The sequence below is a fragment of the Spirillospora sp. NPDC052242 genome, assembly GCF_040679555.1.
In the GTDB taxonomy this organism is placed as follows: domain Bacteria; phylum Actinomycetota; class Actinomycetes; order Streptosporangiales; family Streptosporangiaceae; genus Spirillospora.
The window spans coordinates 40,592-67,504 of the sequence record NZ_JBFAUZ010000054.1; the positions used below are offsets into that span (position 1 = coordinate 40,592).

Below are 26,913 nucleotides of genomic sequence, written 5' to 3' on the forward strand. Positions count from 1 at the left end.
GCGCCGCGGAACGCGCGGGCGGCCCCGCCGGGAACTCCCGGCGGGGCCGCCGTCGTGCGCGTCGGCCGCGGGGCTACTTCCGCACCCCCACGAACAGGCCGCACCCGAACGTCTCGTCCGGCTCCTGGAACTCGGCGTCGCAGCCCGCCGCCGTGAACGCGTCCAGGTACTGGTCGCGGGTGAACAGCGACAGCACCTGCGTTTCGGTGAAGTGGCGCATGCCTTCCGGCCCCGCGAGCACCACGTGGATCTCCATGTTGACGTTGCAGTCGGTGCGCTCGTCCCGGGTGGTGCGCGACACCCGGGAGATCGTCAGGTCGCCGTCCTTCACGACGCTGGTGGACACGTACCCCTCCAGGAAGTCCTCCGGGAAGTACCAGGGCTCCACCGCGACGACGCCGCCGTGCTCGACGTGCCGCGCGATGCAGTCGAGCGCCTGGCCGAGCTGCTCGACCGTCCGCAGGTACGCGATGGACGCGAACATCGAGATCGCCGCGTCGAACCGGCGGCCGAGGTCGAAGTCGCACATGTTGCCCGAGTGCAGCGGCAGGTCGTCGCCCAGCTTCCGGCGCGCCACCCCGAGCATCTGCCCCGTGTACTCCAGGCCCTCGACCTCGGCGAACTCCTTCCGGAGGTGCACCAGGTGCTCCCCGGTGCCGCACGCCACGTCGAGCAGCGACCGCGCGTCCGGGCACCGCCGTCGCATCCGCTCGGAGACCGTCGCGGCCTCGTTCTCGTAGTCCTTGCCCCGGCCCCGGTAGATGAGGTCGTACACCTCGGCGAGATTCTGTTGGAACATGCCCGCAGCGTCGCGCGCGGTCCTCACGGGGCGGTCGAGGAGCGTTAGAGCCAGCCGTTCTCCTCCGCGATGCGGACCGCCTCGCTGCGGGTCTTCGCGCCCGTCTTGAGGATCGCCGACGACAGGTGGTTGCGGACGGTGCCCTTCGCCAGGTGCAGCCGCGCGGCGACGTCGGCGACCCGGGAGCCGTCGGCGGCGGCGCGCAGGACGTCGCGCTCGCGGTCGGTCAGGGGGGAGCGGCCCAGGCTGACGCTCGCGGACGCCAGCTTCGGATCGACCACGCGGTCGCCGGCGTGCACCCGGCGGATCACCTCGGCGAGCCGGTCGGCGGGGGTGTCCTTCACGACGAAGCCGGTCGCGCCGCCGTCCAGCGCGCGCTGCAGGTAGCCGGGACGGCCGAACGTCGTGACGATCACGACGCGGCACTCGGGGTGCGCGCGGGCGATGTCGGCGGCGAGGGCGAGGCCGTCGCGCCCGGGCATCTCGATGTCCAGCAGCGCGACGTCCGGCCGGTGCTCGCGGACCGCGGGCAGCACCGCGTCGCCCGTCCCGGCCTCGGCGACGACCTCCAGGTCGTCCTCCAGCGTCAGCAGCGCCGCCAGCGCGCCCCGGAACAGGTGCTGGTCGTCGGCGAGCAGGACGCGGATCATGCCGGCACGTCCAGCGGTACGCAGGCCACCACCCGGAATCCTCCCTCCTCGCGGGGCCCGGCGGTGAGGGTCCCGCCGGCCCCGGTGACGCGTTCGGTGAGCCCCGCGAGCCCGTTCCCGGGCACCGCGGCGCCGTCGCGCGTCCCGGTCCCGTCGTCGGCGACCTCCAGCTCGGCGCAGTCCCCGACGCGGCGCAGCCGGACGGCGCAGTGCGCGCCGCCGCTGTGCCGGACGACGTTCGTCGCCGCCTCCCGCAGCACCCAGGCCAGCAGGGACGCGGTCGCGGGCGGCAGCTCCTCGCCGGGCCGTTCGACGGTGCAGGCGATGCCCGCGGCGGTGAGGACCTCCCGCACGCCCTCCAGTTCCTGCTGCAGCGACCGGGTCCGGTACCCGGCGACGGTCGCCCGGACGTCGTCGAGCGCGCGCCGCGCGACCTGCTCGATGGCGGTCATCTCGGCGGCGGCGCGCTCGGCGCCCCGTTCGGTGTCGCGCTCGACGAGCCGGCGGGCCAGCTCGCTCTTGACCGTGATGGCCGACAGCGTGTGCCCGAGCGTGTCGTGCAGGTCGCGGGCGAACCGCAGCCGCTCGCTCTCCACCGCGAGCCGGGCGATCTCGGCCCGGGCCGCCTGCAGCTCGGCGACGGTCTCCGCGAGCTGCACGAAGATCCGCACCGCGACCGCGATGATCGTCGCCTGGCCGAGGATCGCGACCAGCTCCGCGAGGGAGAACCCCACCGCCCAGGCCAGCAGCGGCTGCGAGCCGAGGACGAGGGCGCAGCCGAGCAGGTACCCGCGGGCCCGGAGGCTGACGGCGAACGCCGCGAACAGGTAGTAGGGGTGGGCGATCAGCCAGTCCTGCGGGAGCTCGAACACCAGGCCGATCGACACGGCGACCAGGCAGGCCAGCGCCACCGGCGTCCGGTTCTGCCCGAAGCGGTCGACGGACGCCCACATCACCCGCAGGTAGAGCAGGGCGAACGCCGCGATGCCGGCCAGCGTGATCGCGACGTCGGCGGGGGAGTGGGCGCCCTCGAGGAAGACGATCGTGGGGAACACCAGGTAGACGAGGAACAGCGCGAACCAGATCCGCTTGGCCGCGGCGGTCCGCCACCACGCGCCGTCCAGTGTCTGTTGGTCCACGGTCGTCATGGTGTCATCCCGCGGCGGCGACCCGCTTGTAGCGCCATGCCGCGATTGCGGCGAAAACGACCGTCCATGCCGCCAGCCCGCCGATGGCCGTCAGGTTCACCGGCTCGCCGTCCACCGCGTCCCAGCCGAGCGACCCCGCGAAGTACGCCGGGGACGCCTCGGCGAACGGCCGCAGCCCCTCGGGGAACAGCGACGTCGGCCACCACAGGCCGCCGAGGATCGCGAGCGCGAAGTAGAGGCCGACGGTGAGGCCCTGCGCCGCCTGCCCGGCGGCGAGGTAGCCGATCGTGACGCCGAGCACCGCGAACGGCGTCGCGGCCAGCCACACCAGCACGATGATCTCGATCCACTGCAGCGCGTCCAGCCGGACCTCGCCGACGAACGCGCCCGCCAGCAGCACCAGGCCGAGCGCCAGCGGCACCACGAACAGCCCGGACAGCGTCTTGGCGATGACGTACGCGCGGGTGGTCAGCGGCGTGATCGCGAGCTGCCGCGTCCAGCCGCTGTGCCGCTCGGTCGCGATGCTGCCCGCCGCGAGCAGCGCCATGCCGAGCGACCCGTAGGTCGCCATCGACACCATGACCGCGGCCGGGTCGGCGTTCGGGTCGTCGGCGCCGATGTCGAGGACCTTCACCAGCATCAGGTACATCCCGACCGGGAACGCGGCCAGGTACATCAGGAACTGCGGGCTGCGCAGCAGCCGGATCACTTCCAAACGCAGCAGGGCGCTCACGACACCTTCTCCCCACGGGTCAGGGCGACGAACGCCGCCTCCAGGTCCACGCCGCCGACCTCGATGTCGCGGGCGTCGTCGTGCTTCGCCAGCAGCGCGCGCAGCGTCGCGTCGGCGTCGGTCGAGGTGATGTGCACCCGGGTGCCCTCGACGTCCAGGTCGGTGACGCCCGGCAGCGCGGCCATCGCGGTCGCGTCGGGGGCGTCGAGGGTCACGTGGACGGCGCGGCCGGGGACCCGGTTCTTGATCTCGGTGCCGCTGCCCTCGGCGACGACGCGGCCCTCGGTGATCAGCGCGATCCGGTCGGCGTACGCGTCGGCCTCGGCGAGGTAGTGGGTGGCGAACACGATGGTGCGGCCGTCCTCGGCGAGGCGGCGCAGCTCGTCCCAGAACGCCTGGCGGGACGCGACGTCCATGCCGACGGTGGGCTCGTCGAAGATCAGCAGTTCGGGGTCGCCGATGAGGGTGAGCGCGAACCGGACGCGCTGCTTCTGGCCGCCGGACAGCTTGAGCACCCGCCGGTCGCGCTCCGCGGTGAGCCCGGCGCGTTCCAGCACCTCCTCCACCGGGCGCGGGGACGGGTACCAGGCGGCGAACGCGCGCAGCAGGTCGGCGATCGTCGCCTCGTCCACCAGTCCGTTGTCCTGGAGCATCGCGCCGACGCGCCCGGCCGCCAGCGCGGCCCGCGGCGGGCCGCCCAGCACCTCGAGGGTGCCGGAGTCCGGCCGGGTCAGGCCGAGGACCGCGTTCAGCGTCGTCGACTTGCCCGCCCCGTTGGGACCGAGGATCGCGACGACCCGGCCGCGCTCGATCTCCAGGTCTATTCCGTTGAGCGCCGTGACCGGGCCGTACGTCTTGCGCACGCCCGCCAGGCGGATCGCGAGGTCCGTCATGGCACCAGCGTCCCGCCCGCGCGGTCGCCGTGACAGTGCGAAATGTCATGGACCGCGGCGGCGCCGTCACGATCATTTTGCGAAAGCTCGAGATCGCGTCCGGCGGCGGTGGGAAGGCCGGGGGAGGACGTCCGGTGATCGGTATCGGCGCCGATCGGCGAGGCCGGGAAGGGACGGGCATGCAGGGGTTCTCCGCCGCTCCGGTACGCGAGGGACCGCTGGACGAGGTCCCGCCCGCCGGGCTGCGCAAGATCTGGACGTGGGGGGTCCTCATCGCCCTCGGCGGCTTCCTGTTCGGCTTCGACACCGGGGTGATCTCCGGGGCGCTGCTGTTCATCCGGCCCGACTTCGGCCTGAACTCCTTCCAGCAGGGCAGCGTCGTCAGCGTGCTGGTGCTCGGGGCGATGGTGGGCGCGCTGACGTCCGGCCGCATCGCCGACCGGTTCGGCCGCAAGCGGGCGCTCGAGGTGGAGGGCCTGGTGTTCCTGGCCGGGACGGTGATCGCCGTCTTCGCCCCCGGCTACGGGACGCTGCTGGCGGGACGGCTGGTCCTCGGGCTCGCGGTCGGGGCCGCGTCCGCGACCGTCCCGATCTACCTGTCGGAGATCTCCCCGAAGGACATCCGGGGCCGCCTGCTCACCCTCAACCAGCTGATGATCACGGTCGGCATCCTGGTCGCGTACCTGGTCAACCTGGCGTTCTCCGGATCCGGGGACTGGCGCGCCATGATCGCGATCGGCGCGATCCCGGCGTTCGTGATCGTGGCCGCGGCGGTGCTGGTCCTGCCGGAGTCGGGCGTGTGGCTGCTCGAGCACGGGCGGCGCGGCCGGTGCCGGGAGCTGATCGCCTCGGTCACCAACACGGCGACCGCCGACCGGCTGATCGAGCGGTACGAGCGGCGGACGAGCGAGGAGGCGGCGCGGCGCGGGCCGCGGGAGACCGGGGCGCGGGCGCTGCTGGGGGCGCGCGTCCGCCCGGCGCTGGTGGTCGGGCTCGCGCTCGCGGCCCTGCAGCAGTTCGCGGGGATCAACACGATCATCTACTACGCCCCGACGATCATCGAGCAGACCGGGCTGACGGCGTCGAACGCGATCTTCTACTCGATCGCCATCGGCGTCATCAACCTGCTGATGACGATCGTGGCGATCCGCGCCATCGACCGGGCCGGGCGGCGCCGGCTCATGCTGGCGTCGCTGGCCGTGATGACGGTGACGATGGTCCTGCTCGGCCTGTCGTTCGTGGCGGACTGGTCGTCGGAGCTGTCGCTGGTGTTCATGGTCGTCTACATCGCCGGTTACGCGGCCGGGCTGGGGCCGGTGTTCTGGACGATGATCGGCGAGATCTTCCCGGCGCGGGCGCACGCGGCGGGCTCGGGCGCCTCGACGGCCGTCAACTGGGCGTCCAACTTCGCGGTCAGCCTGGCGTTCCTGCCGATCGCGGGCGCGATCGGCCAGGGCGAGACCTTCTGGATCTTCGCCGCGATCTCGCTGCTCGGACTGCTGTTCGTGGTCCGCTACGTCCCGGAGACCAAGCACCGCGACTACGCGGCCATCGACGCCGAACTGCAGCGCCGCTTCGGGCGCCGTCCGCCGGAGAACACCGCTGCCGGCGGCTGACCCGGGGGCCCGCCCGCGCGCCGCGGGCGCCGCGGCCCTGCACCGGCCGGCCGGCGGGTTCTGGCCGCTGCCGCAGCAGACGGCGGCCGCCGTCCTCGCGTGGGTGATCGCCGACGCCGTCGGCGGCGCGCGGCAGCCGTTCTTCGCGCCGATCGCCGCCGTGGTCGCGCTGAACGCCGTCCGGGGACGGCGCGGGGTGAACGCGCTGCACCTGCTCACCGGGGTGATCCTCGGGATCGGCGTGGGGGAGCTGACGCCGGGCGCCCGGCCGCCCGGTTCGAGCCCGGTCGACGCGCCGTACGCGAGGTGCCCGGCGGGCCCTTTCCCGGGGCGCGGGAGCCCCCGCGCAGGCGGCGCGGGGGGCCCTTGACCGCCCCCGAGGGCGATGCTAAGCATATGCTCAGCATCGCTGAACGAGAACGACATTACCGGCACCGCCCGAGGAGGCCCCGGATGGCACACGTCCCGCCCCGACCGCCCGGACCGGACCGGTGACCGGAGTGCGGGCGGCCGCGGCGCGCTACGCGGGCGCCCGGGTGCCCCGGGTGGAGGACCCCCGGCTGCTCACCGGCCACGGCACGTACGTCGACGACGTGGTGCGGCCCGGGATGCTGCACGCCTGCTTCGTCCGCAGCCCGCTCGCCCGCGCCCGCGTCCTCGGCGTGGACGCCGCCGAGGCGCTCGCGCTCGAGGGCGTCCACGCGGTGTTCACCGCGGCGGACCTCAACCCGGACGTCCGCGAGCAGTGGTACACGCTGATCGGCCGGGACGTCCCCGACACCCCGCGCCCGCCGCTGGCCGAGGGCGAGGTCCGCTTCGTCGGCGACCCGGTCGCGCTGGTCGTCGCCGCCGACCGCTACGTCGCCGAGGACGCCGCCGAACTGGTGGCCGTGGACTACGAGCCGCTGCCGCCCGTCGTCGACTACGCCACCGCGCACGAGTCGGACGAACTCGTGCACGAGGGCTACCCCGGGAACGTCGCGGGCACGCTCGGCGGCCCGCCCCTCGACGAGCTCGCCCCGGTCTTCGACGGGGCCGCGCTCGTGGTGCGGGAGACGATCCGCCAGCAGGCGTACGCGCAGGTGCCCATCGAGACGCGCGGGCTGGTCGCCGAGTGGTCCGCGCCGGCGGGCGAGCTGACGATCTGGACCGCGACGCAGTCGCCGCACGAGGTCCGGCTGTTCTGCTCGCGGCTGCTCGGGCTCCCGGAGCAGCGCGTCCGGGTGGTGATGCGCGACACCGGCGGCGGCTTCGGGCAGAAGGTCGTCCCGCAGCGCGAGGACATGTGCGTGATGCTGGCCGCCCGCAAGGTGCCCGGCGCGCTGAAGTGGATCGAGGACCGGCGGGAGAACCTCATGTCCGCCGGGCAGGCGCGGCACGAGCACGCCGACGCCCGGCTCGCCTTCGCCGCGGACGGGACGATCCTGGCGGCGGCGGTCGACCACGTGCAGGACGTCGGCGCGTACCCGGTGCCGTGGCCGGTCGGCACGGCCGCGGCCGTCGGGATGTTCTTCCCCGGCCCCTACCGCGTCACGCGGGCCACCTGGACGTCGACGTCGGTGTTCTCCAACACCGTCGGGCGCAACGCCTACCGGGGCCCGTGGCAGCTCGAGTCGCTCGCCCGCGAGGTGCTGCTGGACGTCGCGGCCCGCCGGATGGGCCTCGACCCCGCCGACCTGCGCCGCCGTAACCTGCTGCGCCGGGACGAACTGCCGTACACCAACCCCAACGGGATGCCGTACAGCGACATCACGCCGCTGGAGACGTTCGAGCGGGCGCTGGAGATCCTCGGCTACGAGGAGTTCCGGAAGGAGCAGGAGCGGGCCCGCGCCGAGGGCCGGTACCTCGGCGTCGGCACCTGCACCTACGTCGAGCCCACCACGGCCGCGATGGCGCTGCACGCCACCGAGGGCGCGACGATCCGGATCGAGCCGTCCGGCAAGGTGAACGTCTACGTGTCCGGCGGGTCGAGCGGCAACAGCATCGAGACGACCGTCGTGCAGCTCACGGCCGACGCGCTGGGCGTGGACATCGCCGACGTCAGCACCATCCAGGGCGACACCGCGGTCACCCCGTTCGGTGGCGGCGCGGCGGGCAGCCGGTCGGGGTCGATGACCGCGGGCGCCGTCGGCGAGACGGCGGCCGTGCTGCGGGAGCGAATCACGGCGATCGCCGCGCACCGGCTGGAGGCCGCGCCTGGCGACGTCGAACTGACGGGCGGACGGGCGCGGGTGCGCGGCGTTCCCGGCGCGGAGGTGTCCCTGGCCGAGATCGCCGAGCTGGCCTACTTCCGGCCGGACGAGCTGCCGCCCGGCGTCCCGCCGGGGCTGGAGCACAGCGGCCGGTACCGCCCCGCCACACCGGTGATCTTCGCGAACGCGACGCACGTGTGCACCTGCGAGGTGGACGTCGTGACGGGCGCGGTGACGCTGCTGCGCTACGTCGTCGGCGAGGACTGCGGCCCGATGATCAATCCGAACGTCGTCGAGGGCCAGATCGCGGGCGGCGTCGTCCAGGGCATCGGCGGCGCCCTGTTCGAGCACCTCGCCTACGACGGCGAGGGCAACCCGGTCGCGACCACGTTCATGGACTACCTCCTCCCCACGGCCGGCGACGTGCCGGTCATCGAGTACGGGCACGTCGAGACCCCCGCCGCGGGCCCCGGCGGCTACAAGGGCGTCGGCGAGGGCGGCGCGATCGGCGCGCCCCCGGCCGTGGTGAACGCCGTGGCCGACGCCCTCGCCCCGTTCGGCGCGCAGATCACCCGGCTTCCCCTGACCCCGGAGTCGATCGTGGCGCTGGTGCGCGCCGCGGACGGGACGGTGCCGCGATGAAACCGGCCGCGTTCGACCACCACGCCCCCGCCGACGTCGGCGAGGCCGTCGCGATGCTGGCGGACCTCGGCGAGGACGCCAAGGTCCTCGCCGGCGGGCAGAGCCTCGTCCCGATGCTCGCGCTGCGCCTGGCGGTCCCCGAGCACCTGGTCGACCTGCGCCGGACGGCCGGGCTGCGCGGCGTCGCCGAGCACGAACCGGCGGACGGGTGCGAGGGCGTCCTGCGGGTCGGGGCCTGCACCACGCAGACCGCGATCGGACGGTCCGCCGACGCGGCCCGCGCCGTCCCGCTGCTCGCCCGCGCGACCCCGCTGATCGGGCACTTCCAGATCCGCAACCGCGGCACCGTCGGCGGATCGCTGGCCCACGCCGACGCCGCCGCCGAGTACCCGTCGGTCGCCCTGGCGCTCGGCGCCCGGATGCACGCCCGGTCGCCGCGCGGCGCCCGGACGATCCCCGCCGACCGCTTCTTCACCGGCATGTGGACCACCGACCTCGCGGACGACGAACTGCTGACGGCGGTCGACTTCCCGGTGTGGCGCGGCCGCCGCGGGTTCGCGATCGAGGAGTTCGCCCGCCGCGGCGGCGACTTCGCGATCGCGGGCGCGGCCGTCGCCGTCGAACTCGCCGGCGACGACCGGGTCCGGCGCTGCGGCATCGGCCTGTTCGGCCTCGGCCCCACGCCGCTGCGCGCCGCGGCGGCGGAGGAGGCCGCGACCGGTATGGCCGTCGCCGACATCGCCGCCGACGAGGTGGGACGCGCCGCCGTGGCCGGGCTGGACGTGGTCCCGGCCGACCTGCACGCGTCCGCCGACCACCGCAGACACGTCGGGGCCGTCGTGACGGCGCGCGCCTGGCGACGAGCCGTCCGGGAGGCCGCGCATGCCTGACGCCGACATCCGGGTGCGGGTCAACGGCGCGCTTCGCCGCGCGACCGTCCCGCCCCGGCTCACCCTGGCCGACTACCTGCGGGAACGCTGCGGCCTCACCGGGACGCACCTGGGCTGCGAGCACGGCGTGTGCGGCGCCTGCACGGTCCTGCTGGACGGCGAGGCCGTGCGGGCCTGCCTGGTGTTCGCCGTCCAGGCGGACGGCGCGGACGTCACGACCGTCGAGGGCCTCGCCGCGCCCGACGGCGCGCTGTCGCCCGTCCAGGCCGCGTTCCGCGACGAGCACGGGCTGCAGTGCGGCTTCTGCACGCCCGGGTTCGTCGTGTCGGTGACCGCGTTCCTGCGCGACACCCCCGACCCGACCGACGAGCAGATCCGCGAGGCGCTGTCCGGCAACCTGTGCCGCTGCACCGGCTACCAGGGCATCCTCAGGGCCGTCCGGACGGCGGCGCGGACGGCCGCCGCCGACCCGCCCGCCGCCGGCGGCGAGTCCCGCTGAAGCACCGCCACCCCTTCCGGAGAGAGAAGAGGACCCCCATGCCCGGACGAGTCGAAGGCAAGGTCGCCTTCATCACCGGCGCCGCGCGCGGCCAGGGACGCAGCCACGCCGTGCGCCTCGCGCAGGAGGGCGCCGACATCATCGCCGTCGACGTCTGCGAGCAGATCGACACCGTCCCGATCCCCATGTCCACCCCCGAGGACCTCGCCGAGACGGTCGCCCTGGTCGAGGCGACCGGGCGCAAGATCGTCGCCACGCGGGCGGACGTGCGCGACTTCGACGCGCTGAAGGCCGCGGTGGACGACGGCGTCGCCCGCCTCGGCCGGCTCGACATCGTCGTCGCCAACGCCGGGCTCGCCGCCGACGGCGACGAGATCCACAAGATGGACGCGAAGCTCTGGCGCGACTCGATCGACGTCAACCTCACCGGCGTCTGGCACACCGGCAAGGCCGCGATCCCGCACGTCATCGAGGGCGAGCGGGGCGGCTCCATCGTCCTGACCAGCTCCGTCGGCGGGCTGAAGGCCCACCCGAACATCGCCAACTACGTCGCCGCCAAGCACGGCGTCGTGGGACTGATGCGCTCGATGGCGGTGGAGCTCGCGCAGTACGGCATCCGCGTCAACTCCGTTCACCCCACGCAGGTGAACACGCCGATGCTGATGAACGACATGACCTACCGGATGTTCCGCCCCGACCTGGAGAACCCGACCCAGGAGGACATGGCGCCGATCTCGCAGATGATGAACGCGCTGCCCGTCCCGTGGGTGGAGGCCGAGGACATCAGCAACGCCGTCCTGTTCCTGGTCTCCGACGAGAGCCGCTACATCACGGGCGTGCCGCTGCCGATCGACGCGGGCTCGATGCTCAAGTGACCGGACGCGCGCCGCTCACGGCCGCCGACACGCGAGGAGGGCACGTGCACACGGACGAGCCGCTCTACTGGGACCCCTACGACACCAGGTTCACCCGCGACCCCTACCCGACCTACCGGCGGCTCCGGGAGGAGGCGCCGCTCTACTACAACGAGAAGCACGACTTCTACGCGGTGAGCCGGTACGACGACATCGAACGCGGCCTGCCCGACTGGCGGACGTTCTCCTCGGCGCGCGGCGGCATCCTGGAGATGGTCAAGTCCGGCATCGAGATGCCGCCCGGCACGCTCATCTTCGAGGACCCCGAGATCCACGACGTCCACCGCCGCCTGCTCGTCCGCGTGTTCACCCCGCGCCGGATCGCCGAGCTGGAGCCGCAGGTGCGCGACTACTGCGTCCGCACCCTCGACCCGCTCGTCGGCGCGACGAACTTCGACCTGATCCGGGAGGTCAGCGCGGAGCTGCCGATGCGGGTGATCGGGATGCTGCTGGGCATCCCGGAGGCCGACCAGGAGGCCATCCGCGACTCCGCCGACGCGAGCCTGCGCACCGAGGCCGGCGGGCAGATGGACCTCCAGGACATGGCGATCATCAGCAGCGAGCTGTTCCGCGACTACATCGAATGGCGCGCGAAGCACCCGTCCGACGACCTCATGACCCGCCTGCTGACCGCCGAGTTCGAGGACGAGGACGGCAGGACCCGCACGCTCACCCACGACGAGGCCCTCACCTACACCACGGTCGTCGCGGGGGCGGGCAACGAGACCACCGGGCGGCTCATCGGCTGGCTCGGGTCGGTGCTCGCCCAGCACCCCGACCAGCGGCAGGCGCTCGTCGACGATCCGTCGCTGATCCCCGGCGCGATCGAGGAGGTGCTGCGATACGAGCCGCCCGGCCCGTTCATCGCCCGGTACGTCACGAAGGACGTGGAGTACCACGGACGGACGGTGCCCGAGGGCAGCGCGATGATGTTCATCGTCGCCGCCGCCAACCGCGACGGGAACCGGTATCCCGACCCCGACCGGTTCGACGTCCGCCGCAAGGTGGGCCAGCAGCTGACGTTCGGCCTCGGCGTCCACTACTGCCTCGGCGCCGCCCTCGCCCGGCTCGAGGGCCGGGTGGCGCTGGAGGAGATCCTCCGGCGCTTCCCGCGCTGGGACGTGGACTGGGACGGCGCCCGGCTGGCGCAGACCTCGACCGTCCGGGGCTGGGAGACCCTCCCGCTCGTCATCGGGTGAGCGCGGATCGCCGAGCTCCCGCCCCGGCGCGCAGGGTCCGCGCCGCGCGCGCCGGGGCGGGCCGGCCGGCCGGACACTAGGACGCCCGGGACGTCTCGGACGCCCCGGCGGCCGCACCGGCGAGGAGCCCCGGGACGATCCAGCGGCGCGCGAACGGGCGCGGATCGGCGCGCGCGGCCTCGGGCACCGCGAGGAAGGAGAACAGCAGCCGCATGAAGAACTCGGCGAGGTCGTCGAGCTCGGCGGTGCCGTAGCCGAGGGCCGCCCAGTCGATCCGCAGCCGGAGAAAGAACGCCTTCATCTCGGCGAGCGCGACGCCGGAGAGGATGTCGGAGCCGAGGCTGGCCGTGTGCCCGCTGGTGAGCTGCATCCCGACGTACGGTTCGCGGGGCAGCTGCTCCACGGCGCGGGCGAACAGCTCGACGACGATCTCGGCCGGGTCGGCGAGGTGGGCCAGCTCCGCCGCGATCCGCGCCTCGAACTCGCCCGCGGCGGCCAGCCCGGCGGCCGTCATCAGCTCCTCGATGTTGCGGTAGTACCGGTACACGGTCGCGCGCGTGACGCCGAGCTCCTCGGCGACCTGGGTGAAGCCGACCTTGCGCGCGCCGTACCGGTCCACGCACCGGGTCATCGCGTCGATGATCCGCCGCCGGGCCTCGTCGTCGTCCCGAGGAGGATCGCCCTGCCAGCCGTGCGTGCGCATGAGTGAGCTCCCCCTTGAACGCTCGGGTCGATCGGGTCCGTTGGAACGCTACACGGCCCCGGGGGCTAGGGCCGCCCGGTGGACGGGAGCCCGCCCGGCAGCCCGGAGCCCGCCGACCCTTCCGCGCCTTCCGAGCCGTCCGCGCCTTCGGCGCCGTCCTGGCCGGGCAGCGGCTCGCCGTTCTCGTCCGTGACCGACTCCGCCCCCGGGCTGAGCAGCGTGATGTTGCCCGCCAGCCACCTTCCCGACGCGTGCTCCATGCTGAGCGCGACCGTGGCCCCGTTGTTGCTCTGCACGGTCTCGGCCGTGGTCACCTTCGTGTTGATGACGACCAGCACGTTCGCGGCGCCGTCCTCGATCTCACCGGGGTAGACCCCGTGGACGCGGGCTTGCGAACTGACCTTGTTCTTCGTGAAGTAGCTCGTGAGGCTCGCGGCGGTGGGACGGATCGCGTCGGCGGCCTTCTCGGTCAGCAGCGGGTACTTCGCCGCGAACGACTCGTCCATGCGCCGGTAGTCCCAGTTGAAGAAGGTGTCCGCGACCTTGCCCGCCGCGCCCGCCAGGTCCCGGCGCAGCTCCGCCTCGCGCGCCAGCTCGCGCTCGTCCTGCCAGACGACGCCGAGGGCGGCGCCCACCGCGACGAGCGCGACAGCCGGGACGACCCGCAGCGCGAGCCGGACGCGCGGCCCGCGGGCGCGCGCGCCGCTCCCGGCGTCCGCGGGCTTCACGGCGGCGTCCGCGGGCCCGTCGGCGTCCTCGTCCTTGCTCCCGCCCTTGCTCTCGTCCTTGCTCTCGTCCTTGCTCTCGTCCTTGCTCTCGTCCTTGCTTTCGTCCTTGCGGAACGACGCGGCCAGGATCGCGGGCGGGACCTTCGGCGGCCGCCGTCCGTCGAGCCCGGGAGCGGTCCGCCGCCGGGGCCGCCCCGCGCCGCCGTCCCGCCCGTCCTCGGTTCGCCCGTCCTCGTCGGCGGTGCCGAGCGTCAGCCCGTACTCGTAGACCGCGGTCTCGCCCTTCATCGGCTTCTCCTCCTCCAGGTCGTGCGCCGGGCCGCCCCGAGCATGCTCAAGGCCGCGCGCAGCAGGATCAGGCCGGCCACGGCCGGCGGCAGGTAGACGAGCCACGGCGTGCCGTCGTCACGGCCCGCACCGGCGGCGCCCGTCGGAACCGCGGTCCGCGCCGCGGTAGCGGGTCCGGTGTCCGCGCCGGGCGCCGCCGACGCCCCGGGCTTCGGCGGCTTGTGCGCCGCGGGCGGGTCGACGCCAGCGCAGGACGGGACGGGCGGGATCTCGGGCAGCGGCGCGAGGTTCCGGTACTCGACCGCGCCCTCGACCGGCCCGGGAGTGATCACGAAGTTGATGTTGAGGTTCGGTTCGCCGTCGACGAACGTGACCGCGCCCCGCATCGCCTCCGCGAGCCGCGGCGACCACGCCAGTCCCTCGGCGAGGGCGGCGACGTTGCCGTCCGACAGGGCGACCGGCAGCGCGGCGCCCAGCGCGCCGAGCGCGCACCGCGCGGCGGGCTCGGACGCGCGCAGCAACCCGGCGAACTTCGCCGCCAGATCGGGGGACTCGTCACGGATGCGGGCGAGGTCCGCCTCGACGTCGGCGAGGGCGGCGGTGAGCCCGGCGGTCGCCGACACGCCCGCCGCCAGCTCGCCGCGCTTCGCCGCGAGCGTGCCGGTCAGCGCGCTGAGGTCGCCGATCAGGTCGTCCAGGACGCGGGTGTCCTCGGCGAACGTGCCGGCGAGGCGGGCGGCGCCGTCGACGGTCGTGCGGAGCGTGCCGCCGCGGCCCTCGAGGCCGTCGGCCAGCTCCCGGGTGACGACGCGGAGGTTCTTCGGGTCGAGGCCGGTCACGGCGTCGGTCACGGCGTCGAACAGGTCGCCGTAGGTGCGGGCGACGCTCGTCCGGGACAGCGGGATGACGGTGCCGGGACGCATCGGCGGGGCGTCCAGCCGGCCCCGCGCGGGCGCGAGGTCCACGTACGGCTCGCCGATCGCGGATTTGAGACCGGCGGCGGCCGTGGCGCCCTGCGGCACCCGCTCGCCCTTGTCGATGGTGAGGTCGACCGCCACCAGCCCCTTCTCCAGCCGCACGGACCCGATCTCCCCGACCGCCACGCCGAGGTAGGTGACGTCGAAGCCGGGCTGGAGCCCCGGCGACCGCGCGAACTGCGCGGTGATCCGGTAGGGGCGCGAGAACGGGTCGAACTCGAGCACGTTGCGCACCGCCCACACCGACAGGACGGCGGCGAGGAGCGCGAAGACCGCCAGGTTGAGGCGGACGCGGCGGGTCACGGCCGCGGTCCCAGCATGTCGACGAGCCCGGCCAGCGTCGACGGCGCCGCGGCGCCCGCGCCGGTCGCCGACCCGTCGAAGTTGATCACCGTGTAGACGAGGAGTTGCCCGTTGTAGACCTGCCGCGGCATGCGCTCGACGAACTCCTGGAGGCGGGTGATCAGGGTGCCGAGCCGCGTCCGGTCGTCCGCCAGGACCTGGAAGGTGGGGCCGAGCCGCTCCACGAGGTGCCGCAGTTCGTCGGTGTACCCGATCAGGACGGTGTCGTTGACGGTCTTCGCCATGCCGGAGAGCGAGCGGACGGCGGTGAGCAACCGCTCGCGGTCGTCGGCGAGCACCCGGGTGGCGTCGGCGAGCCGCCCCGGCAGCCGGTCCAGCGACTCCTCCCGGGCGGCCAGCTTCTCGCCCAGCTCGGCCAGGTCGTCGACGGCGCGGGCGAGTTCCCCGCGATGCCGCTCGAACGTCGCCACCAGCTTCGCGGCGTCCCCGATCATCGCGTTCATCGTCGGGCCGCGCCCGGCGAGGGCGGTGGCGGCGGTGTCGACGAGCCGCGGCGCGTCGCCCGCGGCGAGCGCCCCGATCAGCGGGGCGGCGCCGCCGACGACGTCCTCGAAGCCGGGGCTGGTGCCGGCCGACGCGACCCGGGCGCCGTCCGGCAGGAAGGGTCCCCGGTTCAGCGGCCCGCCCTGCGGCGGCCGCAACCGCACGTAGTTCTCGCCGAGCAGGGACGTCACCGTGATCTTCGCGGTCGTCCCGACCGGGACCCGCACGCCCTCCTTGATCGACATGGTGACGCGGGCGCGGTAGCCGGCGGTGCCGCCGCCCACCAGGGCGACGCCGGAGACCGACCCGACCTCCACGTCCGCGATCTTGACGGCGTGCCCGGCGACGAGGTTCTGGACGTCCGCGAACTCGCTCGTCAGGGTGAGCGGGCCCGCGGTGGCGGAGAGCGTCTGCAGGGAGCATCCGGACAGGCTTCCGGTGAGCACGAGCACCCCGGCGAACAGGAGGTATCTCACGGCGGCTCCTACTGGCAGTTGGAGTAGGGAGGCGGGAGCGGGCACGGCACGTTCTCGTTGATCGTGGGTTCGCGGAGGACGGCGGCCAGGTACGACCGCGCGAAGTTGTCGAGGGTGACCCGGAGGGTGATCGCCCGCTTCTCCGGGTCGTAGGCGTTGACGAACTGGAAGCCGGTGCCGGGCAGCGACCGCAGGAGCTGCCCGAGCCGGTCGGCGTTCCCCTTGATCATCAGCGCGACCTGCGCGAGCCTCGCCAGGTCGCCGGGCAGGGTGTTCCGGTACTCGTCGATGAGCTCCTCGCCGCGTTCGACGAGGTCGGCGATCTCCCGCACCAGCGTGCGGATGCTCTGCCGCTCGTCCGCCAGCGTCGTGGACGCCCGCGAGAAGTGCTCGACCAGCGCGCCGAGCGTCTTCTCCCGGCCCCGGACGACCCCGGCGAGCCGGTTCAGGTTGCGCGCGATCTCCAGCAGCCGCTCGTCCTGCCCGGCGAGGTCGTTCATGAGACGCCCGGCCTCCTGGAACGCCTGGTTGAAGGCGGTCCCGTTGCCGTTCATGCTCTCGGCGGCGGCGCCCAGCGCCGCGTCGGCCTTCGCCGGGTCGACGCCCTCGAGCAGCCGGCCGAACGACTGGAGCGCCTCGTTCACCTCCACCGGCACCCGCGTCCGGTCGGTGCGCAGGACGGCGCCGTCGGCGAGCCGCGGCATGCCGGGACGCCACGCGGGCGCGAACGTCAGCGTCCGCTCGCCGATCAGGCTCAGCGGGACGATCGCCGCGTTCGCCGTCGCGGGCAGCGGCACGTCCTCGTCGATCTCCGCGACGACCCGCACCCGGCCGCCGACGGGGGTGACCGACGCGACCGTGCCGACGTCGATGCCCATCACCTGGACCTGCGAACCGGGATAGAACGACACGGCCCTGACGAAGTAGGCGGTGACGCGGTAGCTCCCCGAGGAGAAGGGGCCGACCGGGACGCTGCACGCGCTCAGGGCGAGGACGAGGGCGGCCGTGACGAGCGCGGCCGGGGAGCGTCGGGCGCGCGCCGTCATTCGACCTGTCCCGTCGGGACGAGCGGGTAGTTCGGCGGGTTGAAGTTCGGCTGCGGGCCGACCACGCCCGGCTGCACCGGGCCGAAGCCGACGAAACCGCCCTCCATCCACCGGCCCTCGCGGCTGCCGCTGGTGCTCATGCCGAAGAAGGCGGGGCCGAACCAGGCGAGGGCGGTGTTCAGGGACGGGAGGTTCTCGCCCGTCAACGTCTCCATGGCGAGGTGGAAGTCGTCGAGCACCGTCTCCAGCTGCTTCCGGTGTTTCGTGAGCACCTCGTCGAGGCTCCGTACGACCCTGCTCCCGGCGCCGAGTGCCGCGGCCAGCTCGTCCCGCCGGTCCGCGAGCTCGTCGAGGAGCGCCTCGCCGTACCTCAGCAGGCGCGCGAGCTGCTCGTCCTTCGCCGCCAGGGCGCCGGTGAGCTTCTCCCCGTTGGCGATGATCGCGCTGATCTCGGGCCACGACTCGTTCAGCCCCGCGCCGACCTTCCGCAGGTCGGCGAGCATCTCCGCCGTCCTCTCCCGGGACGGCAGCTCGACCTCCGCGGCCTCGGTCAGCAGCCTGTCGATCGCCTTCGCGTCGAGCCGTCCCGCCATCTCGGACGCAGAGCCGAGCGCGGTGCTCAGCGAGTAGGGGACGCTCGTGCGCTCCAGCGGGATCCGCCGTTCGCCGTCCGGCCGGGACTCGAGGTACGGCTCGACGACCGGTCCCGAGAGCTGCAGGACGTGCCCGCCGAGCAGGTTCGACAGCCGGATGTCGGCGTGCATCCGCGGCCCCAGCTCGACGCCCGACTCGACGTTCCAGGAGACGACCACGTGGCCGCGGCCGAAATCGGGGGCGATCTCGGTGACCTCGCCGATCCGCACCCCGGCGAGCCGCACCTCGGCGCCCTTCCTGATGCCGCCCGACCCGGCGAACACGCCGCTGACCGTGTAGCCGCCGCGCAGCAGGCCGAGCGACCCGTACGCGTAGGTCGCGACCACCAGGACGGCCAGCACCGGGATCGTCACCACCGCGAGCCGCACCGGATCGCGGTCGCGGAACGACCGGGCGAACGGGTTCGCGCGCCGGCTCATCCCCGGCCCCCCGTCCGTCCGGTCCCGGCGGCACCCTGCCCGCCGGTTCGTCCGCCGGTCTGGTCGCCGAGAAAGAGGATCTGGACCATCGCCCGGAAGACCCGCTGCTGGTCGGGCGTCAGCCGCGCCTCCTCCGCGCTCACCGCCGGGTCCGGGCCCCCGCCCGTCCCGGCGGCCGGAGGCGGCGGCAGCCGCATCGGGAACGGGCACGTCTCGGCGTAGACGACGTTCATGCACAGGGCGTTGCCGCGCAGGAACCTGCCCCCGGACATGAGCGTGAGGAGCGCCTGCAGCGCCGACGGCAGCGCCTTGATCATCCGGTCGATGTCCTCCATCCGGCTGTGCGCGACCTCCATCAGCTCGGACGTCCCGTCCACCAGCCGGCCGAGCCGCGGCGCGGCGTCGCCCAGCACCTCGTCGAGCCCCGACGCGAGACCCTCCAGCCGGACGGCCGCGTCCCCGATCGCGGCGCGGTTCTGCGCGAACGCCCGGGTGAGGCTCGTCAGGTTGTCGATCGTCTGCCCGATCTGCCGGTCCCGGGCGGCCAGCGCGTCGGTGACCGTCCGGTAGTCGGCGAGCATCTGCTCGACGGTCCCCGTCCGGGAACTGAGCATCCTGAGGAGCGACGCCAGGTTCACGGTCATCTGCCGGATCTCGTCCTGGTTGCCGTCGAGCGCGACCGCGAACGACCGGAGGATCTCGTTGACCTGCTTCGGGTCGATGCCGCCGAGCAGCGGCGCCAGGTCGTCGACGAGCGCGCCGAGGTCCGCCGCGGACCGCGTGCGGGTCAGCGTCCCGCCGTCCGCCAGCATGACCGGGCCGGACCCGGCCTCCAGGTAGACCTCGCGGTTGCCGATGAGGTCCCGCCAGCGGACGACCGCCGCGGAGTCCTCCGGGAGCCGCAGCGACGCGCGCACCTCCATCCCGACCACCGCGCGGCCCTTCACCACCTCGACCGACTCGACCCGGCCGACCTCGGTGCCCGCGACCTTCACCGGGTCGCCCGGCCGCAGCCCGCTGACGTCGTCGAACCGGGCCCGCAGCGCCATCCCCGAGCCGAGGTCCGTGCCCGCGATCCGGAACGCCAGATAGACGGTGAGGAGGGTCGTGACGACGCCGAACACCAGGAACCTGCGCGCGGCCCGTCCGTCCGGGAGCGCCCCTCGCCGCGCCATCAGTCGCCCTCCCGTCCGGCCGCGCCCGGGTCCTCGGGGATCGCCGGCTCGACCGGCCCGCAGATGCCGGGCAGCGTCTCGCAGAGCAGGGTGCTGGACTCGACGTGCACGGTCACCCGCGAGAGCAGGGTGCCGTGCGGGCCCGGGATGTTCGCGATGCCGGCGAGCTGGGTGAGGATGGAGCCGCTGCTGCTGATCAGGTCGGGGAAGACGCCGCGGCTGCGGTACATGACGCCGACCGCCGGATCGGCCGCCGCGATGATCCGGCCGGGCGCCCCCGGATCGGCGGCGAGGATCCGCTCGACGGTCCGCGCCGACTCGTCGAGGCCGGTGAGCAGCCGGCCGAACTCCTCCGGCTCGCCGGTCACGGCCGGCAGGACCGCGTTCAGGTCGGCGGCGATGCCGCCGATCTCGTCGCCGTGCTCGGCCGCCGTCGCCGCGAGCGCCCCGCCGTCCGCGACGGCGCCGCCGATCTCGTCCGCGCGCCGTGCGGTGACGCCGAGGAGCGCCGCCGAGTCGTCGATCAGGCCGCCCAGCGTCGCGCCCCGGCCGCCGAGGCCGCCGCCGAGCGCCGCCGTGATCGTGGCGACGTCCCGCGGGCCGAGCGCCTCGAGCAGCTCGACGGCGGGCGCCGCCACGTCCGTGAGCTCCTGCGGGTCGGTCGTCCGCGCGATCGTCCCGCCGTCCGCGAGGAAGGGGCCGTTCGCCTCGTCCCGCCCCAGGCGCAGGTCGACGTACTTGGGCCCGAACGCCGACAGCGGGACGATCGCGGCCTCCGCGGCGACCGGGACGCGGACGCCCGGGTCGACGCGGAGCGTCACCAGCGCGCGGCCCGCCTCGGTGAGGCGGATCGACGCGACGCGTCCCACGGTGACGCCCCGCACCCGGACGTCCGAATGGGTCGTCAGGCCCTCGCCGGCGCGCCCGAACGCGGCGCGCAGATGGATCGACCCCGGGTGCGTCTCGCGCGCGGCCAGGACGGACGCCGCGAGGCAGGCCGCGAGCACGGCCGCCCCGACGGCGCCGAACCGGAGCCGGGAGCGCGGTGTCAGGTCAACGGTCTTCATCCCGTCAGGCTCACTGTTCCGCCGTCGCCCCAGAAGATGTAGGACAGCAGCAGGTTGGCCATGATGATCGTCACCATGGACTCGCGGATGGCCTGCCCGGTCGCCAGTCCCACGCCGACCGGGCCGCCGCCGGCGTTGTAGCCGCGGTAGCAGTGCACGAGCACGATGATCACCGTGAACACGACCACCTTGACGACGCTGTAGAACACGTCGATCGGCGGCAGGTAGAGGTGGAAGTAGTAGTCGTAGATCCCCGGCGAGATGCCGAAGAAGTGGATCGAGATCAGCCGCGTCGCGAAGAAACTGGCGAACAGCGCCAGCAGGTACAGCGGCACCAGCGTGATCAGCGCGGCGGCGAGCCGGGTGCAGACCAGGTGGGCCAGCGAGTTGATCCCCATGACCTCCAGGGCGTCGATCTCCTCGGAGATCCGCATCGCGCCCAGCTCGGCGGTGAACGAGCCGCCGAGCTGGAAGATCAGCGCGACCCCGGCGATGATCGGGGTCACCTCGCGCACGTTGGCGTAGCTCGCGATGATCCCGGCGAGCGACTCGACGCCGACCCGCTGCAGCCCCGGAACGGCCTGCAGGCCGACCGTCGTGCCGGTGAAGAACGACATGAAGAAGATCACCACGACCATGCCGAGGCCGAGGACGACCGCGCCGACCCCGGCGCTGATGTCGCTGACCTGCGCGACGACCGTCTTCAGGTGCCGGCCGCGCGCGATGTCCACCACCAGGTGGTGCAGCACCCTGCCGCAGAACACGACGAACTCGGCGAACTCCGGCGTCCGCCGCGGGCGGGCGCGGCGCAGGACGACGGCGGCGCGGTGCGGGACGATGGCGGTCATCAGATCCTCGGGGGGAAGAGGCCGTACGCCAGGGTGGAGATCACGTAGTTGGCCGCGAAGACGAGCATCGCCGCGATGACGGCCGCGCGGTTGACCGCCCGTCCGACGCCGCTGGCGCCGTACCCGCAGGTCATGCCCTTCCAGCAGGCCACCGCCGCGGCGATGAAGCCGAACACCCACGCCTTGAACAGGGTGATCAGCAGGTCGGAGAGCCGCAGCAGCGAGGTCGCCTCGCCGAAGTAGGAGCCGGGCGTCACCCCGCCCCGCACGACGTTGAAGAAGAACCCGCCGGCGACGCCCGCGAGGATGATCAGCGAGCAGAGCATCACGCCGACCGTGCTGGCCGCCCACAGCCGGGGCGTCACCAGCCGGTGGACGGGGTTGATGCCGAGGACCTCCATGGCGTCCAGTTCGTCGCGGATCCGCCGGGAGCCGATGTCGGAGGTGATGGCCGACCCGGCCGCACCCGAGATCAGCAGCGCCGCCGCCATGGGGGCCACCTGCGTCACCAGCGCCTGCACGACCGTGGCGCCGGTGCCCGACTCCGCCCCGATCTGCCGGACGATCTGGCCGACCTGGAGCGCGATCGTGCCGCCGAGCGGCAGCGCGATCAGCATCACCGGGAGCGTCGTGACGCGGGCGACGAACCAGCACTGCTCGACGAACTCGGCGCCCCAGCGGCGGACGTCCCACGTCTTGCGGAAGCCCTCGAGCGAGATGGCGAGCAGCACGCCGGTCTGCTCCAGTGCACCGAAGGGCCGGCCGCGGCGCGCGCGGAGGCGGGTGGTCACCATGAGAAACAGTCGCTCCTAGATTGAGATCGACATTCTCGTTTTGGTGCAACTCGTTTGCAGATATTCGATGTGTGATTTTCAACGCAGAGATCGACAGTACACTCTGGAGCGAGTAGTACTGTCAAGAGGCGGCGCCGAAGTCGGACGCCGGCGGCTGCCGGAATCGGTCCGCGCCGAGGGCAGGCTGAAGCAGGTGGTGGCGGGCGAGTTCGGCGCGTGCGCTACGTCAGAGGCGTGCGCTCAGAAAAGGCCGCCGCCGCTCGTTGACGGCGGTGCCCGAACGGTCGGCTAGGCGCGGCCCGCGTGGGCGTCCGTTCCGCCGGACGCGGTTCCGGCGGGACGGCCGTCCAACGCGCCGTCGGGACGTTCGGCCGCGGGGTCCGGTCGCCGGCCGGGGCTCGCCGCGGGCGTGCCGCGGCCCGGCCGGGAGTCGCCCCACAGCCCGCGGGCCAGCGCCCGCGTGACGTACCACATGAACCGCATCGCGCCCCCCGATCATGATCATTGTAGAAACGATCATGGCGCGGCGGTTCGTTCCGTCAGACGTCGGCGAGCAGGACCGCCGGGTTCTCGACGAGATCGGCGACGTGGCGCAGGAACCCGCCGGCGGCGCCGCCGTCGCAGACCCGGTGGTCGAAGGTGAGGGACAGCTGCGTGACCTGGCGCGGCACCACCGCGTCGCCGACCACCCAGGGGCGCCGGGCGACGCGGCCGACGCCCAGCAGCCCGGCCTCGGGATGGTTGATGATCGGGGTGGAGCCGTCCACGCCGAACACCCCGTAGTTGTTGAGGGTGAACGTGCCGCCGGTCAGCTCGCCGGGCGGCAGCCGCCCGTCCCGCGCGAGGCCGGTGAGCCGGGTCAGCTCGGCGGCGAGCCCCGCCGTCGTCAGCAGGTGCGCGTCCCGGACGACGGGCACGACGAGCCCCCGGTCGGTCTGCGCGGCGAACCCGAGGTGGACGTGCCCGTGCCGGACGATCTCGCCGCGTTCCGCGTCGACCGACGCGTTCAGCTCGGGGAAGCGCCGCAGTCCGTCCACGCAGATGCGGGCCAGCAGCGCCAGGAGCCCGATGCCGAGGCCGGGCCGCGCCTCCCGCAGCGCGTCCCGCACCGCGAGCAGCCCGGTGGCGTCGGCGTCCACCCACGTGGTGGCGTCCGGGATCTCCCGGCGGCTGCGGGCCGTCCGCTCGGCGACCGTCCGGCGCAGCCCGCGCAGCGGGATCCGCTCCGCCGCGAACCCGCCCTCGGCGGGAGCGGGCGGCGGCGCCTGGGCGGCGATGGCGCGGTCGACGTCGCGGCGCAGGATCACCCCGCGCGGCCCGGTCGGGCGGACGTCCGCGAGGTCGACGCCGTGCTCGCGGGCGATCCGGCGGACGAGCGGGGAGATCACGCGGGGCGCGTGCCGCTCGGGACGTGCGGCGGGCGCGCCCCGGGCGTCCCGCCGGGCGCCCCGGCGGCGCCCGCCAGTCCGGGACGCGCGGCCGGTGCCGTAGCCGATCAGGACGTTGCCGGACCCGGCCCGCTCCTCCTCCCGGTAGCGGGCGGCGTCCGGTGACTCGCCCGCGGACCCGGCGGCCTCCGGGGACCCGTCGCCGACCTCGATGAGGGGTTCGCCGACCGCCAGGACGGCGCCCGCCTCGGCGTGCAGGCGGAGCACGGTCCCGGCGTAGGGGACGGGCACCTCCACGACCGCCTTGGCCGTCTCGACCTCGACCACGACCTGGTCGATCGCGACCGTGTCGCCGACCGCGACCTTCCAGTCGACGATCTCGGCCTCGGTCAGCCCCTCGCCGAGATCGGGCAGCCGGAACACCCGGCCCGTCGCGGTCGCCGTCACGACGCCTCCCGCGCGAGGTGGAGCAGGTCCGGTTCGTCGCCGAACTGGAGCCGGTCGACCGCGTCGAGGATCCGGTCGACGTCGGGCAGGTGCGCGTGCTCCAGGTGCGGCGGCGGGTAGGGGATGTCGAAGCCGGTGACGCGCAGGACGGGCGCGGCCAGCGAGTGGAAGCAGCGCTCCTGCACGCGCGCCGCGATCTCCGCGCCGACCCCCGCGAACCCCTGCGCCTCCTGGACGACCACGCAGCGGCCCGTCCGGCGGACGGACGCCACGACGGTGTCGTCGTCGAACGGGACGATCGTGCGCAGGTCGACCACCTCGAGGTCGATGCCGTCGCGGGCCGCGGCCTCGGCGGCCTGCAACGCCACCGGGACGGTCGGCCCGTAGGCGACGAGCGTCGCGTCCGCCCCGGCGCGCCGCACCGCGGCCCGTCCGAACCCGGCGGCACGCCGGACGGCGGCGGACGTCTCGTCCTTGGCCCAGTAGAGCCGCTTGGGCTCCATGAAGACCACCGGGTCGGGGTCGGCGATCGCGTCGCGCAGCAGCCAGTAGGCGTCGTCGGGGGTCGCGGGGGTGACGACCTTCAGGCCGGGGGTGTGCGCGTAGTAGGCCTCGCTGGAGTCGCAGTGGTGCTCGACGCCGCCGATGCCGCCCGCGTAGGGGATGCGGATCACGATCGGCAGCGACAGCAGGCCGCGGGTGCGGTTGCGGGTCTTGGCCACGTGCGAGGCGATCTGCTCGAACGCCGGGTAGGCGAACGCGTCGAACTGCATCTCGACGACCGGGCGGAAGCCGCCCATCGCCATGCCGACGGCGAGGCCGACGATCCCGGCCTCGGCCAGCGGGGTGTCGAAGCACCGGTCGTCGCCGAACTCGGCGGTCAGCCCGTCGGTGATGCGGAAGACGCCGCCCAGCGGGCCGACGTCCTCGCCGAAGACGAGCACCCGCTCGTCCTCGCGCAGCGCGTCCCGCAGGGCCGTGTTCAGCGCCTGCGCCATCGTCAGCGCGGTCATGTCACTCCTCGGCGGCGAGTTCGGACGCCAGCAGGTCGCGCTGCTCGCGCAGTTGGGGGGTGGGCTCGGCGAAGACGTGGTCGAACAGCTCCAGCGGGTTCGCCTCCGGGTCGGCGTTCATCCGCTCGCGGAGGCGCGCGGCGAACTCCTCGGCGGCCGCGTCCGCGGCGGCGGCGTCCTCGGAGCCGAGGAGGCCGCGGCCGCGCAGGTGGGCCTCCAGCCGGGCGAGCGGGTCCGCGGCCGCCCACCGCTCGACCTCCTCGGCCGTCCGGTACCGGGTGGCGTCGTCGGCGTTGGTGTGGGCGTCCATCCGGTAGGTGTGGGCCTCCACGAGGAACGGGCCGCCGCCCGCCCGCGCGTTCGCCACGGCCGCGTCCAGCACGGCGAGCACGGCGACGAGGTCGTTGCCGTCCACCTGCTCGGACCGGACGCCGTAGCCGACGCCCTTGTACGCGAGCGCGGGCGCCGCCGTCTGCTTCGCCAGCGGCACCGAGATGGCGTACTTGTTGTTCTGCACGAGGAACACGACGGGGGCGCGCAGGACGGCCGCGTAGTTGAGGGCCTCGTGGAAGTCGCCCTCGCTGGTGCCGCCGTCGCCGACGAACGCCATCACCACGCCGTCCCCGCCCTTGCGGCGCAGCGCGTCGGCCAGGCCGACCGCGTGGACGGTCTGGGTCGCCAGCGGCGTGCACTGCGGGGCGACCCGGACGGCCGCCGGGTCGTAGCCGCAGTGCCAGGAGCCGCGCAGCAGCGTGAGCACCTCGACGGGGTCGAGGCCGCGGGCGACCAGCGCGACCGAGTCCCGGTAGGTGGGGAAGAGCCAGTCGTCCTCGCGCAGCGCGAGGACGCCGCCGATCTGGCACGCCTCCTGGCCGCGGCTCGACGGGTAGACGGCGAGCCGTCCCTGCTTGGTGAGCGCCGTCGCCTGGGCGTCGAAGCGGCGGCCGAGGACCATGCGGCGGTACGCCTCCAGCAGCCGCCCGCCCTCCGGCGCCGGGTAGCCGGCGGGCGGCTCCACGGGCGTGCCGTCCTCGGCGACGAAGCGCACCGGGACGGGTGAGGGAAGCAGCCGGTCGGCCCCGGGCGGATGTGCGGCCACGGACATGGGGTCGCTCCCTTTCGCTGGACGCTTTTAGGGAGAGCGTCCGCCGCGTCGACCATCCGTTCAAGACTTCGGGCACAATGAGCGACAAGTAAGCACTCGCGTGGCGTGTGGAGGGCCGAATGTCCAGCGACGAAGGTGGTGCGGGCGGTGCGCCGGGACGAATGGCCGGCGGCCCGCTGGACGCGGTGGACCGCGCGATCATCGCGGAGCTGCTGCGCGACGGGCGCATGTCGGTGCGGGCCCTCGCCGAGCGCGTCCACATCTCCCGCGCCAACGCCTACGCCCGGCTGACCCGGCTGACCGACGACGGGGTCATCACCGGGTTCACGGTCGAGCTCGCCCCGCACAAGGCGGGCCTGGGCACCAGCGCCTACGTGTCGGTCACGATCGAGCAGAACTCCTGGCGGGAGCTGTCGGCCCGGCTGCGGGAGGTCCCGTACGTCGAGCACTTCGCGATGGTCGGCGGCGACTACGACGTCCTGGTCCTGGTGAGGGCGCCGGACAACGCGGCGCTGCGGCACGTGGTGCTGGAGTGCATCCAGGACATCCCGGGCGTCCGCGCCACCCGCACCTGGCTGGTGTTCGACGAGGCCCACGGCCGCGGCGCCGGCTGGGGCATGGACGGCGGCTGAGGGGCCGCCGGTCCGCCGTCCCCCCGGAGGACGCGGCTCGCCCGGGCCGCCGGCCCCCCCCCCGGGGGGGGGCGCGGGCGGGGCGGGGGGCGGGGGGGCCGCCGGGGGCCGGGGGGGGCGGGCCCCGGGTTG

The 26,913-nt window shown here is 74.1% G+C and carries 27 protein-coding genes; 8 read left to right on the plus strand and 19 right to left on the minus strand.

Annotation, left to right across the window (positions count from 1 at the left end; genetic code table 11):
* Positions 1 to 73: 73 nt before the first annotated feature.
* From AB0L25_RS33790 to AB0L25_RS33810, 5 genes are read right to left on the minus strand one after another with little or no spacing between them, the layout of a single operon-like run.
* Entirely contained in the window at positions 74 to 799 is a 726-nt protein-coding gene (locus AB0L25_RS33790; RefSeq protein ID WP_500176822.1) for a class I SAM-dependent DNA methyltransferase, read from the minus strand.
* Between the two features lie 44 nt (positions 800 to 843).
* A complete protein-coding gene (locus AB0L25_RS33795) occupies positions 844 to 1,449 on the minus strand; it encodes a response regulator (RefSeq protein ID WP_500176823.1) in 606 nt (201 codons plus the stop codon).
* Positions 1,446 to 2,588, minus strand: a complete 1,143-nt coding sequence (locus AB0L25_RS33800; protein ID WP_500176824.1) for a sensor histidine kinase — start codon at positions 2,586 to 2,588, stop codon at positions 1,446 to 1,448. The genes AB0L25_RS33795 and AB0L25_RS33800 overlap by 4 nt, the downstream gene beginning before the upstream one ends.
* 13 nt (positions 2,589 to 2,601) lie before the next feature.
* Entirely contained in the window at positions 2,602 to 3,330 is a 729-nt protein-coding gene (locus AB0L25_RS33805; RefSeq protein ID WP_500176825.1) for an ABC transporter permease, read from the minus strand.
* Positions 3,327 to 4,223, minus strand: coding sequence for an ABC transporter ATP-binding protein (locus tag AB0L25_RS33810; protein ID WP_500176826.1), 897 nt, complete (start codon positions 4,221 to 4,223; stop codon positions 3,327 to 3,329). The genes AB0L25_RS33805 and AB0L25_RS33810 overlap by 4 nt, the downstream gene beginning before the upstream one ends.
* Positions 4,224 to 4,402: 179 nt before the next feature.
* Here AB0L25_RS33810 and AB0L25_RS33815 point away from each other — a divergent pair, with 179 nt between their 5' ends.
* From AB0L25_RS33815 to AB0L25_RS33845, 7 genes are all read left to right on the plus strand, one after another.
* Positions 4,403 to 5,839: a sugar porter family MFS transporter gene (locus tag AB0L25_RS33815; RefSeq protein ID WP_500176827.1), complete on the plus strand. Its 1,437-nt coding sequence runs from the start codon at positions 4,403 to 4,405 to the stop codon at positions 5,837 to 5,839.
* A 103-nt stretch (positions 5,840 to 5,942) separates the two neighbouring features.
* Entirely contained in the window at positions 5,943 to 6,209 is a 267-nt protein-coding gene (locus AB0L25_RS33820) for a hypothetical protein (RefSeq protein ID WP_500176828.1), read from the plus strand.
* Positions 6,210 to 6,330: 121 nt separating this feature from the next.
* On the plus strand, positions 6,331 to 8,673 hold the full coding sequence (locus AB0L25_RS33825) for a xanthine dehydrogenase family protein molybdopterin-binding subunit (RefSeq protein WP_500176829.1): 2,343 nt from the start codon (positions 6,331 to 6,333) through the stop codon (positions 8,671 to 8,673).
* The gene (locus AB0L25_RS33830; protein WP_500176830.1) at positions 8,670 to 9,563 is read left to right on the plus strand and encodes an FAD binding domain-containing protein; all 894 of its coding nucleotides are present in this window, start codon (positions 8,670 to 8,672) and stop codon (positions 9,561 to 9,563) included. The genes AB0L25_RS33825 and AB0L25_RS33830 overlap by 4 nt, the downstream gene beginning before the upstream one ends.
* Positions 9,556 to 10,062 carry a (2Fe-2S)-binding protein gene (locus tag AB0L25_RS33835; RefSeq protein WP_500176831.1) on the plus strand — a complete coding sequence of 169 codons (507 nt, stop codon included), beginning with the start codon at positions 9,556 to 9,558 and terminating at the stop codon, positions 10,060 to 10,062. The genes AB0L25_RS33830 and AB0L25_RS33835 overlap by 8 nt, the downstream gene beginning before the upstream one ends.
* 38 nt (positions 10,063 to 10,100) lie before the next feature.
* Positions 10,101 to 10,937, plus strand: a complete 837-nt coding sequence (locus tag AB0L25_RS33840; protein ID WP_500176832.1) for a mycofactocin-coupled SDR family oxidoreductase — start codon at positions 10,101 to 10,103, stop codon at positions 10,935 to 10,937.
* A gap of 44 nt (positions 10,938 to 10,981) precedes the next feature.
* The gene (locus AB0L25_RS33845) at positions 10,982 to 12,175 is read left to right on the plus strand and encodes a cytochrome P450 (protein ID WP_500176833.1); all 1,194 of its coding nucleotides are present in this window, start codon (positions 10,982 to 10,984) and stop codon (positions 12,173 to 12,175) included.
* 76 nt (positions 12,176 to 12,251) lie between these two features.
* Here the strand turns inward: AB0L25_RS33845 and AB0L25_RS33850 are convergent, their stop codons facing one another.
* From AB0L25_RS33850 to pdhA, 14 genes are all read right to left on the minus strand, one after another.
* On the minus strand, positions 12,252 to 12,878 hold the full coding sequence (locus AB0L25_RS33850; protein WP_500176834.1) for a TetR/AcrR family transcriptional regulator: 627 nt from the start codon (positions 12,876 to 12,878) through the stop codon (positions 12,252 to 12,254).
* A 65-nt stretch (positions 12,879 to 12,943) separates the two neighbouring features.
* Positions 12,944 to 13,894 carry a hypothetical protein gene (locus tag AB0L25_RS33855; protein ID WP_500176835.1) on the minus strand — a complete coding sequence of 317 codons (951 nt, stop codon included), beginning with the start codon at positions 13,892 to 13,894 and terminating at the stop codon, positions 12,944 to 12,946.
* A complete protein-coding gene (locus AB0L25_RS33860) occupies positions 13,891 to 15,174 on the minus strand; it encodes an MCE family protein (protein WP_500176836.1) in 1,284 nt (427 codons plus the stop codon). Before AB0L25_RS33860 ends, AB0L25_RS33855 begins: the two co-directional genes overlap by 4 nt.
* Positions 15,171 to 16,193, minus strand: a complete 1,023-nt coding sequence (locus tag AB0L25_RS33865; protein WP_500176837.1) for an MCE family protein — start codon at positions 16,191 to 16,193, stop codon at positions 15,171 to 15,173. Before AB0L25_RS33865 ends, AB0L25_RS33860 begins: the two co-directional genes overlap by 4 nt.
* A gap of 8 nt (positions 16,194 to 16,201) precedes the next feature.
* Positions 16,202 to 17,239, minus strand: a complete 1,038-nt coding sequence (locus tag AB0L25_RS33870; protein ID WP_500176838.1) for an MCE family protein — start codon at positions 17,237 to 17,239, stop codon at positions 16,202 to 16,204.
* A complete protein-coding gene (locus AB0L25_RS33875) occupies positions 17,236 to 18,312 on the minus strand; it encodes an MCE family protein (protein ID WP_500176839.1) in 1,077 nt (358 codons plus the stop codon). Before AB0L25_RS33875 ends, AB0L25_RS33870 begins: the two co-directional genes overlap by 4 nt.
* Positions 18,309 to 19,487, minus strand: a complete 1,179-nt coding sequence (locus AB0L25_RS33880; RefSeq protein WP_500176840.1) for an MCE family protein — start codon at positions 19,485 to 19,487, stop codon at positions 18,309 to 18,311. Before AB0L25_RS33880 ends, AB0L25_RS33875 begins: the two co-directional genes overlap by 4 nt.
* Positions 19,487 to 20,554: an MlaD family protein gene (locus tag AB0L25_RS33885; RefSeq protein ID WP_500176841.1), complete on the minus strand. Its 1,068-nt coding sequence runs from the start codon at positions 20,552 to 20,554 to the stop codon at positions 19,487 to 19,489. Before AB0L25_RS33885 ends, AB0L25_RS33880 begins: the two co-directional genes overlap by 1 nt.
* Complete coding sequence (locus tag AB0L25_RS33890; protein ID WP_500176842.1) at positions 20,551 to 21,402, minus strand: ABC transporter permease; 852 nt, start codon at positions 21,400 to 21,402, stop codon at positions 20,551 to 20,553. Before AB0L25_RS33890 ends, AB0L25_RS33885 begins: the two co-directional genes overlap by 4 nt.
* Entirely contained in the window at positions 21,402 to 22,196 is a 795-nt protein-coding gene (locus AB0L25_RS33895) for an MlaE family ABC transporter permease (protein WP_500176843.1), read from the minus strand. Before AB0L25_RS33895 ends, AB0L25_RS33890 begins: the two co-directional genes overlap by 1 nt.
* 288 nt (positions 22,197 to 22,484) lie before the next feature.
* On the minus strand, positions 22,485 to 22,679 hold the full coding sequence (locus tag AB0L25_RS33900; RefSeq protein ID WP_500176844.1) for a hypothetical protein: 195 nt from the start codon (positions 22,677 to 22,679) through the stop codon (positions 22,485 to 22,487).
* A gap of 56 nt (positions 22,680 to 22,735) precedes the next feature.
* Positions 22,736 to 24,031: a dihydrolipoamide acetyltransferase family protein gene (locus AB0L25_RS33905; protein ID WP_500176845.1), complete on the minus strand. Its 1,296-nt coding sequence runs from the start codon at positions 24,029 to 24,031 to the stop codon at positions 22,736 to 22,738.
* On the minus strand, positions 24,028 to 25,044 hold the full coding sequence (locus tag AB0L25_RS33910; RefSeq protein ID WP_500176846.1) for an alpha-ketoacid dehydrogenase subunit beta: 1,017 nt from the start codon (positions 25,042 to 25,044) through the stop codon (positions 24,028 to 24,030). The genes AB0L25_RS33905 and AB0L25_RS33910 overlap by 4 nt, the downstream gene beginning before the upstream one ends.
* A gap of 1 nt (position 25,045) precedes the next feature.
* Entirely contained in the window at positions 25,046 to 26,149 is a 1,104-nt protein-coding gene (gene pdhA, locus AB0L25_RS33915) for a pyruvate dehydrogenase (acetyl-transferring) E1 component subunit alpha (protein WP_500176847.1), read from the minus strand.
* 119 nt (positions 26,150 to 26,268) lie between these two features.
* Here pdhA and AB0L25_RS33920 point away from each other — a divergent pair, with 119 nt between their 5' ends.
* Positions 26,269 to 26,781 (plus strand): Lrp/AsnC family transcriptional regulator, encoded by a 513-nt coding sequence (locus AB0L25_RS33920; RefSeq protein ID WP_500176848.1) that lies wholly within the window; start codon positions 26,269 to 26,271, stop codon positions 26,779 to 26,781.
* Positions 26,782 to 26,913 lie beyond the last annotated feature (132 nt).